The organism is Bacillus sp. TCT6, assembly GCF_056033845.1.
Map to the genome: position 1 here is coordinate 1 of NZ_JBVYHX010000006.1, position 9,221 is coordinate 9,221.

The 9,221-nt window shown below is 29.2% G+C and carries 10 protein-coding genes; 4 read left to right on the plus strand and 6 right to left on the minus strand.

What is annotated here, in order from left to right; translation table 11 throughout:
- Positions 1–56: 56 nt before the first annotated feature.
- From AC0ONG_RS30160 to AC0ONG_RS30170, 3 genes are all read right to left on the minus strand, one after another.
- On the minus strand, positions 57–608 hold the full coding sequence (locus AC0ONG_RS30160; protein ID WP_144514783.1) for a MerR family transcriptional regulator: 552 nt from the start codon (positions 606–608) through the stop codon (positions 57–59).
- 1,181 nt (positions 609–1,789) lie between these two features.
- Positions 1,790–2,374 (minus strand): helix-turn-helix domain-containing protein, encoded by a 585-nt coding sequence (locus AC0ONG_RS30165; RefSeq protein WP_474205373.1) that lies wholly within the window; start codon positions 2,372–2,374, stop codon positions 1,790–1,792.
- A gap of 196 nt (positions 2,375–2,570) precedes the next feature.
- A complete protein-coding gene (locus AC0ONG_RS30170; protein ID WP_474205375.1) occupies positions 2,571–3,509 on the minus strand; it encodes a hypothetical protein in 939 nt (312 codons plus the stop codon).
- A gap of 971 nt (positions 3,510–4,480) precedes the next feature.
- On the opposite strand from AC0ONG_RS30170, the gene AC0ONG_RS30175 reads away from it, so the two are divergent.
- Both AC0ONG_RS30175 and AC0ONG_RS30180 read left to right on the plus strand, forming a co-directional pair.
- A complete protein-coding gene (locus AC0ONG_RS30175) occupies positions 4,481–4,750 on the plus strand; it encodes a hypothetical protein (RefSeq protein ID WP_474205377.1) in 270 nt (89 codons plus the stop codon).
- A complete protein-coding gene (locus tag AC0ONG_RS30180; RefSeq protein WP_474205379.1) occupies positions 4,747–5,259 on the plus strand; it encodes a hypothetical protein in 513 nt (170 codons plus the stop codon). The genes AC0ONG_RS30175 and AC0ONG_RS30180 overlap by 4 nt, the downstream gene beginning before the upstream one ends.
- Before the next feature lie 93 nt (positions 5,260–5,352).
- Here AC0ONG_RS30180 and AC0ONG_RS30185 read toward each other — a convergent pair whose 3' ends face one another.
- Positions 5,353–5,772, minus strand: a complete 420-nt coding sequence (locus tag AC0ONG_RS30185; RefSeq protein WP_474205381.1) for a helix-turn-helix domain-containing protein — start codon at positions 5,770–5,772, stop codon at positions 5,353–5,355.
- 203 nt (positions 5,773–5,975) lie between these two features.
- Positions 5,976–6,296 carry a hypothetical protein gene (locus AC0ONG_RS30190; protein WP_474205383.1) on the minus strand — a complete coding sequence of 107 codons (321 nt, stop codon included), beginning with the start codon at positions 6,294–6,296 and terminating at the stop codon, positions 5,976–5,978.
- Between the two features lie 260 nt (positions 6,297–6,556).
- On the opposite strand from AC0ONG_RS30190, the gene AC0ONG_RS30195 reads away from it, so the two are divergent.
- Both AC0ONG_RS30195 and AC0ONG_RS30200 read left to right on the plus strand, forming a co-directional pair.
- Positions 6,557–7,129, plus strand: coding sequence for a tyrosine-type recombinase/integrase (locus AC0ONG_RS30195; protein WP_474205385.1), 573 nt, complete (start codon positions 6,557–6,559; stop codon positions 7,127–7,129).
- Positions 7,130–7,192: 63 nt separating this feature from the next.
- Positions 7,193–7,951 (plus strand): hypothetical protein, encoded by a 759-nt coding sequence (locus AC0ONG_RS30200; protein ID WP_474205387.1) that lies wholly within the window; start codon positions 7,193–7,195, stop codon positions 7,949–7,951.
- A gap of 65 nt (positions 7,952–8,016) precedes the next feature.
- Here AC0ONG_RS30200 and AC0ONG_RS30205 read toward each other — a convergent pair whose 3' ends face one another.
- Complete coding sequence (locus tag AC0ONG_RS30205; protein WP_474205389.1) at positions 8,017–8,814, minus strand: hypothetical protein; 798 nt, start codon at positions 8,812–8,814, stop codon at positions 8,017–8,019.
- Positions 8,815–9,221: the final 407 nt, after the last annotated feature.

Here is a 9,221-nt window from a genome sequence, read left to right on the forward strand (position 1 = left end):
ATCAAGGAACTTTCGCGGCATAAACGCCAGGACTCAGATTATAAATCTTAAAATAGTTATTTTCCAAATAACCTCGCAAAAAAACCTTTGGATTCAGTAGATGCTGTTAATGCTTTTGTTTCTTGTACTTCACGCATTGTTTCAAGTAATTTCTGATCCCGTTTCTCTAATTTATTATCAATATAATCTTGTTGTTTTTGTAATTGTTCAATTAACAATTTATTAAATTCTTCTTGTTTCTCACTATGTTCTCTTAGTCTACTAACTTCATTTTTTAATGCTTTTAATTCTTCAGCTAAAATCTCTCCAACTTCTTTGCTAGGAACAGGTTTTATACTCTCTCCACCCGTAGCAAAGTAATGTTCAATCTGTTTCATTGAGTAATTTTGTTCTCGATGCAATTGTTTAACTATCTTCATTTGTTCGAGAGCTTTCTCATTAAAAACATTGTATCCTGATTCATTTTTTTCTAAAGGAATATACATCCTTAATTCTTTCATCCAATTTCTTATAACATTTGGCGATTCATCTAAACATAATGCAACTTCTTTAACAGTCATCGCTATATAACCTGGTTTTTCTTCACCTAGGTTTTCACTTTTATCCATCTTTTTACCCACCTTTAAAACCTAGATAAAAACCTAAGTTTTTTAAATATCAAGGGTTATTTTCAAAAATATCAACCTTGATACCTAGGTATTAAACCTAGGTTTTTACTAATTCATTTTACTAAGGTTCATATCCTTCTGTCATATAAAAATAACAAATTCTTCACGGATCTAAGTTATACTCCATTTTTTTCTTAATAAATTATTAATTAATCCATATAGCGAAGACCATGGCCGCGCCACAAAATTTTTCTAATAACTTTGGAACAAATCATTATATAAAATTAGAAATTAGAGATTCCAGATCAAAAAAGAAAAGAACAATTTCAACAAGTGCAAGAGCATAAGGAATTTTTGCTATCACCAAGGGTGACAGGTTAGGCAACGCCTAACCAAAACGTGATATCACAAATACAAAAAAATCAATGGAGTTCCAACGTACTTTCAATGTATTTTCAACGTATATCCAATGGGTTTCCAATGGATATTTCGGAGGACTAAAAACTTGTTTTTTCACTCTTAGATCAACAATTCTTCCTCGTATATAAAACCAAAAAAAGCTTTTATAACTCCTCAAAATCGTTTCTATTAGATTTCAAACACAAACTAATAGATTTCCTAACAAAATCAAAATAACGCTCTTAGAACGAAAAATGAGCGCTATGATGGTGTATTTAATTACAAGTACAATGGCGCGGCTGTTGTCGTTCCATTGTACTTCGCTCTTCCGTTGACTTTTGGAGAAGAGGCTGGTTCGTCGTGTGGGGACGAAACCCCACGTATTGCGTATCTATACATGTGGTAAATGAAATTATAATTCGAAAGCATTAGCGGTTCGGCTCGTATAATAGCAAATTCAAGCCGATAAACCTAAATAGTTGCTTTTGGATGTATCGGCTTGGTGCCGCCAAAACTCGAGCCGAAAAAAGTTTTGCAAGGATGTAGCAAAGCGAAAAGGGTGGAGATTTTCTATAGCAACGCGGAAGAAAATACGACCCGTTCCTTGCGGAACTTTTAGCCCCTTATATAGAGAGTGAGAAGGGACAAGCATACAAAAGTAGAAAAAAACCAATAATACCAAGGGTTTCAAGATTTTTCATAGTTATCGAATTCGATAACTTTAGTTATCGAATTCGATAACTATGAAAGTTACAAAAAAACCTGTATGAAATTCATACAGGTTACACTAATTTTATAGGTAAATTTTTCAACTCTTTTGGTTTTCTTATAAACATAGTTTGTAGTGTTTGATTAATATTGTCTCGATCTCCACAAAGAATCACATTAGGATTTATGTACAGTGCATACATTCTAGCATTAATTCCATCTCTACCCGACTCAAAACGTCCAATTAGACCTTTTTCAATTAATTGTTTTATTAATCTACTAACTGTATTTTTACTAGAACCTATTTTTTGTGCTATTTCAGTTTGAGTCATAGGTAATTGCTCTTTTGCATTAATATCATGAACAATACAATTAGATCGAAACCCTATGAAACCAATAATTTTGTTTAAAAACATAATTTCTTCGTTTTTCAAATAATTATTCTGAATAAGATATAACCAATTCTCTTGAATAATTTGAGCGAATTTAGCTTTATTCTTTACTTTCCGTTCTGGTACTAGCTTCATACCATGAGAATTAGCTTTTGCTTGAAGTTCATTTGCTAAATACATCTCTTCTTCTGACAAGATCTTCAAATCCTCGATATCTCTCAATCTTGCATTTTTTTCAGCCTGTTTTAAATTGATAGTATTTGTCATAATTTTTCTCCTTGTTCCTAGTATTTACAACTAGTACGGAGACTTTTTTTATGCTATTATGTAATTAGAATTTTATAAGAATAAAAAAGCCTCTTATGTATAGTTGTAGCGTCGCAACTCAATTATATCATGATTGGCTTTTTTTGTTATAACTAATAAAAAAAGAGTCCTAAATAATAGGGACTCTTTTTTTATTTTATGAAATTTTCTTATCATCATTACTTGGAAAAAGATTTTTCACTTGTTTTTTCCACCCTTCTTTATGGATGAAACGATGTTTGTGTAGATTTCCAGCAACAATATCAGTTTTAGTCATTTGAGAAATTTTCTCCCAATTACCTTCAAAAACATAAGTTGCATTTCCATATTCAGCAGTTTCAAAGACATATAAGTTTAATTCAATAAACCCAAAGATAATATATCCTCGATACCCATTTTTTCCTATAGCATGAAAATCTGGATTATACTTCGAAACAGTTTCTAATCTTTCAGTAATAATCACTTTTTTGTTATTTGATGCTCTTTCTAAAAGTGGCATCAAACTTTTTTGAAATTGTTCCCACGGCATTTTTCCAGAAGGAAGAATATCCCAATCTAGTTTTTTAACCTTTGGTACCTCATATTGTTCTAAATTTTCTTGAAGAATAGCCGTACACTTAAAAATTTCTAACATCAAATTAATTCGATGAATTATATCTTTATCAGGTGTTTGTCCCTTTATAATAGCATCCCCAGCTACAACAAACTGTTTATCATTATGCTTAATAATTGTTAATGATACCCAAGGTCCAGGAATCAGTTTACGTGGAAATCTCTTATAAGGAATATCTACTATTCGAGAGTAATCTGTTCCATGCCAATCTGTCCACGAATGAAGATGCTGCCGATAAAGCGTTTCTTTTGGCAAATCTCTTTGAGGTACTTCTCTCCCATTCGCATTAAATTTACTGATATTGCCCAATTTAGGTGAAGGTATTAAAGTTTCACCTACAATTCCACCTTCAAATCCAATTTCTTTTAATCGAGAAACAACCTCTTCTGTAAGACTTAATCCAATATAAGCAATATTCCCTTCTTCTAGATGTGCTAAATATTTACCGATTTTTCTTATTCTTTTTTTACCTGTAATTAACATAAATTTTCCTACTTCCTTTAAATTAGTGAAGTAAGTAAATAGCTACTATTTATGTTATTAACTATCCTCCCTTTTTACTGTTCAAATAAAGGATTAATCACATTCTAACAACGATTCTACGGTATTCTTAAATAAATATTGTAGAAATTTGTTATAAATTTCTTTTATCAAAAGACTTGATTTTGACATTCACTTTATTGTAAGATGATAACCGTAATCAATTTTCCAAAAATCACTGTTAAGTGAATAAACAACATCTGATGCTCCAACATCAGATCTAAAAAAACAGAAATTTAATAGACTATTTACCTATTTCCATCTTATAGTATAAGATGGCTATTTGTGTTTTGTCAATACAAAAATTCGAATTTTCGAATTAATTAATGTTTTTTACTAAATATCCAAAAACCAGTTAAAATACAAATATTATCATAACGAGAAAAAGAACCTTAAAAAGGTTCTTTTTCTCGTTATCCAATGTAAAACTATTAAATAAAAGATTATTTTCATTATAAAAAACAAAAGATTACTTAACATCAACCAGCAACGTTCTTGTAACCAAGAACGAAGTAGAAAATGTAAAATTCTAAAGGAAAAAGAGAGGGCAAGATACGGGTTTGACATGCCCAACCCCAAAAACGTTGTTTTTGACTAACTAGGAATTTTCCTAGTAACTTTACCGTTTTTTCTCGGAATTCCATTCACTCATTCAAAAAAAACGGTTGTCGCTTTGCTCCATTTTCTATCTTTTCGAAAGTAAAATTTTAAATAGAGATTTACTTCCCTATCAGGATAACTTCCCTAATACAACATCATTTGTCTCGTATTATAAAAACAGAATTTATTTATTCCTCTAACACAACAATCAAATTTATTTGATCTATATATGCTACCCCATTTAATATTATCAAAATCTAATATATTATATACTTATTATTTCATTTAAAAATAAGGTGGTTATAAAATTGTCTATGTCAAAAAATAAACAAGAAGAAATTATAAAAATTTTAGAGGAAAGAGGAGCTACTAGACCATGTCCAAGATGTAATCATAAAAATTTTTCTATATTAGATGGCTATTTTAATCACAGTGTTCAAACTTCAATAGAAGATGGAATGGTTCTAGGAGGACAATCAGTTCCTATAGTAGTAATTATTTGTAAAAATTGTGGTTATTTAAGTCAACATGCAGTAGGAGCTTTAGGAATGTTAAATAATAAGAGTGGTGACAATAATCAATGACTCGGAAATCTAATGCCCACTCTAACATTGAAACTAGTTCATTAACAAAAAACTTAGCTAATGATTCAAATACACATGTGTATATACAACAAGAATTTATTATAACAACTGAAGATAAATTAAATTTACATATGTCGCAATATAAACAAAAACTTGAAAAAAAACAAAGCTGGATAGCTCCAATTAGTATATTTTTTACGCTATTAGCAACCCTTCTTACAGCTAATTTTAAAAATGCTATGGGCTTACCAGCAAATACCTGGCAAGCTTTATTTATCTTTAGTACAGTGGGAACTTTTATTTGGTTTTTAACAACTCTTAAATATATTTTTTGCAAAAATACAAGTGTTGAAGATATGGTAAATGAATTAAAAGAGAAATCTATACGTCAAAATCAAAAACCCTTAGTAAAACAAGAAGATTTACAAGAAATTATGACATCATTTTCCTCAAAAGAATCATCAGAACATTCTTCCGAAAAAGATAAATTCAAGATAAGATATTATTAATATTTTTTCTTTAATTTCTTCATTAATTACAATATAAACTTTTTATTATTTGTTTATTATAAAATAAAAAGAAGATCAAACTAGAAAAACAATTTAGTTCGGTCTTCTTTTTATTTTAAATTCATTAATGATTGCTTTTTTTACATCACTATAAAATACCATTATCAACATTCCCAATATAGTTATAAATAAGGAAATTCCTTCGATACCAATAAATATCCCTATAAATATAAGAACAATACCTATAAAAAAACCAAAATCATTTTCATCCTCACACTCATCCTTATCCTTTTTATCTAACTCCTTCCTAGCATCCTCTGATCCCTTTATTAACTCATCAATTGTTACTTCATATAATTCACTAAGTAAAATCAAATTATCAATATCAGGATAACTTTTATTACTCTCCCATTTATAAACAGCTTGTCTAGTCACTCCAACCTTTCGAGCCACATCTTCTTGTGAAAAGCTTTTTGATTCACGAAACTTTTTCAATTGCGAACCTAAATTCATATTATTCACCTCTAAGAAATCATTACATATAAACCCTTAATCAATAAAGAAACTATTAATCTAATACATGTAAACTAATGGTTCACATATTTAAATCTTTACTAAATCACCCTCTACATTCAATTAATACAATGTTATCAGAAACTAAAAAAAGAATCCTATAAACATAGGACTCTTTTTTACTTTTTTGATTTATAAACATTCTATTTTTTAGGCATCCATGTATGTCCGCAATTCATACAACCATTGACAATATTTTTTCTACCAATAAATCCACTGAATAAAGTTATCGGTGCCCCTAGGAACATCATTAAAAAAACAACAAATAAAGCAATACCCTGAAGTGGAGAATCTCGAGGAACTATTTCAACAACTATTCTAATAGCTATAAGTGTAGCTAACATAAGAAACAGAATTAAAAACATCCTTTTAAAATTATACCCACGTTTGTTACCAACTATTTGATCAGATTTACATTTCCTACAAACAACCCGCCTAGTTACCTTTTCTTTTTGTACTGTCATATCCAATCATCCTTTTAACTATAAATTTTAATAACCTAATTATAAAATATAAAAACTACAATAAGATACAAATATTATCAAAATAAGAAAAGGAACCCTAAAAACTAGGTTCTTTTTCTTATTCTTCAATGTAAACTTTTAAATATTAGTTTACATTCATTCCCCCTTAAACATTGACTTTTTACCGAATCCCTTGATATCCTCAATTTATACGATAAAAGTATACATTCAAAACACTATAAATAAAGAGGTAAAAATCCATGAACAAAAAACCACATCTCATTGATGTCCAACCCATCCGTAGCAAAGAACAGATTGAAGATATGAAATGGGCTCTGAAACGTCATTGTTCCGAACGAGACTATATTCTCTTTCTTATTGGAATTCATACCGGACTACGCGTAAGTGATCTACTCCAACTCGAAACACAAACCATAGTAAAACTAAAACGAAAAAAGAGAAAAGAATTTAAGATCAAAGAAGGAAAAACAAAAAAAGAACGCATGATTAACCTTACTTCTATTTTTGATGAAGTATACTCTTATAGCCAAACACTAGAAAGTACCTGGTTATTCCCTTCCCGAAAAGGAGATCAACCCATTAGTAAGATCCAAGCATATCGACAATTGCAAAGAGCCGGGGATTTTGCCGGTATAGAATCCATCGGGACTCACACCATGCGCAAAACCTTCGGCTATTGGTTCTATAAACAAACAAAAGATGTTGCTATGTTACAAGAAATACTCAATCATAGTACACCACAAATCACACTTACATATATCGGGATCAACAAAGAAGAAAAAGATAATGTATTAGATAATTTTTATATTTAACTTAGATGAACTTTCATTTTATTGTATCCTAATAATAAAAAGACAATAAAAGGAGATTATTTTATGCTTAGCCATTTATTTATTAAAAATATTAACGAAGCACTATCAGAGAATTCATTTATAGATAAAGAAGATTTCAAAATAGTGCTACCAAAAGAAACAACTAAACAAAAAACAATAACTATCTACTATACATATGATGAAAGTTACTATTTTAAAGCAAATATAGACAATGCATTAAATTTTTACTGTGAATTTAGACCAGGTAGAATCATGCAAACTCAACAAGTACAATTTAACGATGATAATGACTATTTTAATGAAATAGAAGACTGGGTTGATAGACTTGAAAATGAATTTGCTTCAACACCTCTAGCTAAAGCAATAATTCGCAATCAAAGTGAAATCGAAAAATTAAAAGATACAGTAGAATCATATTTCAAAGAAAAACAACTAAATCCTAATGAACAATTCACTTCAGAAGAAACACAAAATCTAGAACAAAAACTAGAAGAATTCAAAAAGTCAATTGAAGAAAAATTAAAATCAGAAATAGCTGAAAAACAATCCTTAAAAAACGAAGTTAAAAAATTATTTGAAGAAGTTGAATTTTTAAAGAATCAAATGCATCAGTTAACTAAAAAAAATTGGTTTACTAGATTTGTAACAACAACAAATAGATTTATAAAAAACAACCCTGAAACTACAAAAGCCATAACACAAACAGCTAAACACTTACTCCCAGAAGAAATACAAAGCATAATTCCAGAAGAAGCGAATAACATAGTGGATGTACTAATAGAAGAACACTCTAATAATTAAATACAAAAAAGAAGAACATGTTTCTAAATCTAGAAACATGTTCTTCTTTTTTGTATACTAAATTTTTATTCTTCATAAACAAAACCTTTTACAATTCTTTTTTGATCTTCTAATTCCAATATAAAACATTCTAAATATAATTCCCTCAAAATACTTATTAAATCTAACATGTCATATTTCTTCATTGGAAAAATCAATAAAATAACTGATTTCATAATAGAAGAAAAGATCCTAAAAATAAAATAATACAACATTAAAGAAGCCAATAATGCTATAATCGCAAATTTCAAATCATTAATATTCGCATTAACAATTTTAGAAAAAGACTGAGGATTAAATAATACCTGAATAACAAAAGCCCATATTGGAACGAAAAAAACCGTAAGTGACGAAAGACGAGAACTATTTGTATATCGATTCTCAAATTCTTTCTCCATTATCTCTATATATACTTTTAAACATTTCTCACTATATATTTTTTTTGTTTTTAAATAATCACGTAATTTATTCATTTTTTCTACTCTTATTGATTCAGCATCATTAATAAATAATAAACCTTTTGTACTTATCATCATATCTAAACATTTCTTGATTTTTCCCATGAATTTCAAATCATTAAAAGAACCTAATTCCTTCTCTATTTTATATACTAAAACAATCTGTATAACTAATGTAGTAAGAAATACTACTCCTAAAATTATTAACGATAAAGTATTACTTGGATTAAAATACATTATTCCAAAACAAATCAATGCGCTTAATCCATAAAAAAAACTCCATATATGCTGTTTATTAAACAAATTAGAATTACTTAGCTTTTCTTCATAAAAAGTTATTATTTTTTGAAATTGAGTTTCTTCCAATTTTTACTGTCTCCCCTTATATAAATCGCATATTTAATCTTATTAATATAATAATACAATACATATTTAAAAAACGGCTATTATTGAATTAGAAAACTTTACATATGTTTTTTTTATATAAAAATATAGCATAATTATAGCAAGGAAATGCTTGTAGACTGATCTATACTGCATTCCCTTATTGTATGTATGCTATATTCTTATTCGCCTTTTTCTAACAGTAGAACCACGAATCTTGGCGAAGACATTGGTTTTTGCCCTGTCCTGGGGTCCGTCCTCGCTTTTTATTCCACGGTTCCCTTGACCACGAGCCTCCGAACCCTCAAACTCCCAAAGATAACCCCAGCGGGCAAAAACCGCCCTTCTGGGGCCACCCCTGGCGAGTTTGCATGAGGGTTCCCCTCATC

What these genes read in the sequence shown, in the direction of transcription:
- AC0ONG_RS30190 (WP_474205383.1), bottom strand. Translation starts at nt 6,296, where the DNA reads ATGACAGTACAAAAAGAAAAGGTAACTAGGCGGGTTGTTTGTAGGAAA.
- AC0ONG_RS30195 (WP_474205385.1), top strand. Translation starts at nt 6,557, where the DNA reads ATGAACAAAAAACCACATCTCATTGATGTCCAACCCATCCGTAGCAAA.
- AC0ONG_RS30180 (WP_474205379.1), top strand. Translation starts at nt 4,747, where the DNA reads ATGACTCGGAAATCTAATGCCCACTCTAACATTGAAACTAGTTCATTA.
- AC0ONG_RS30160 (WP_144514783.1), bottom strand. Translation starts at nt 608, where the DNA reads ATGGATAAAAGTGAAAACCTAGGTGAAGAAAAACCAGGTTATATAGCG.
- AC0ONG_RS30200 (WP_474205387.1), top strand. Translation starts at nt 7,193, where the DNA reads ATGCTTAGCCATTTATTTATTAAAAATATTAACGAAGCACTATCAGAG.
- AC0ONG_RS30185 (WP_474205381.1), bottom strand. Translation starts at nt 5,772, where the DNA reads ATGAATTTAGGTTCGCAATTGAAAAAGTTTCGTGAATCAAAAAGCTTT.
- AC0ONG_RS30170 (WP_474205375.1), bottom strand. Translation starts at nt 3,509, where the DNA reads ATGTTAATTACAGGTAAAAAAAGAATAAGAAAAATCGGTAAATATTTA.
- AC0ONG_RS30165 (WP_474205373.1), bottom strand. Translation starts at nt 2,374, where the DNA reads ATGACAAATACTATCAATTTAAAACAGGCTGAAAAAAATGCAAGATTG.
- AC0ONG_RS30175 (WP_474205377.1), top strand. Translation starts at nt 4,481, where the DNA reads ATGTCAAAAAATAAACAAGAAGAAATTATAAAAATTTTAGAGGAAAGA.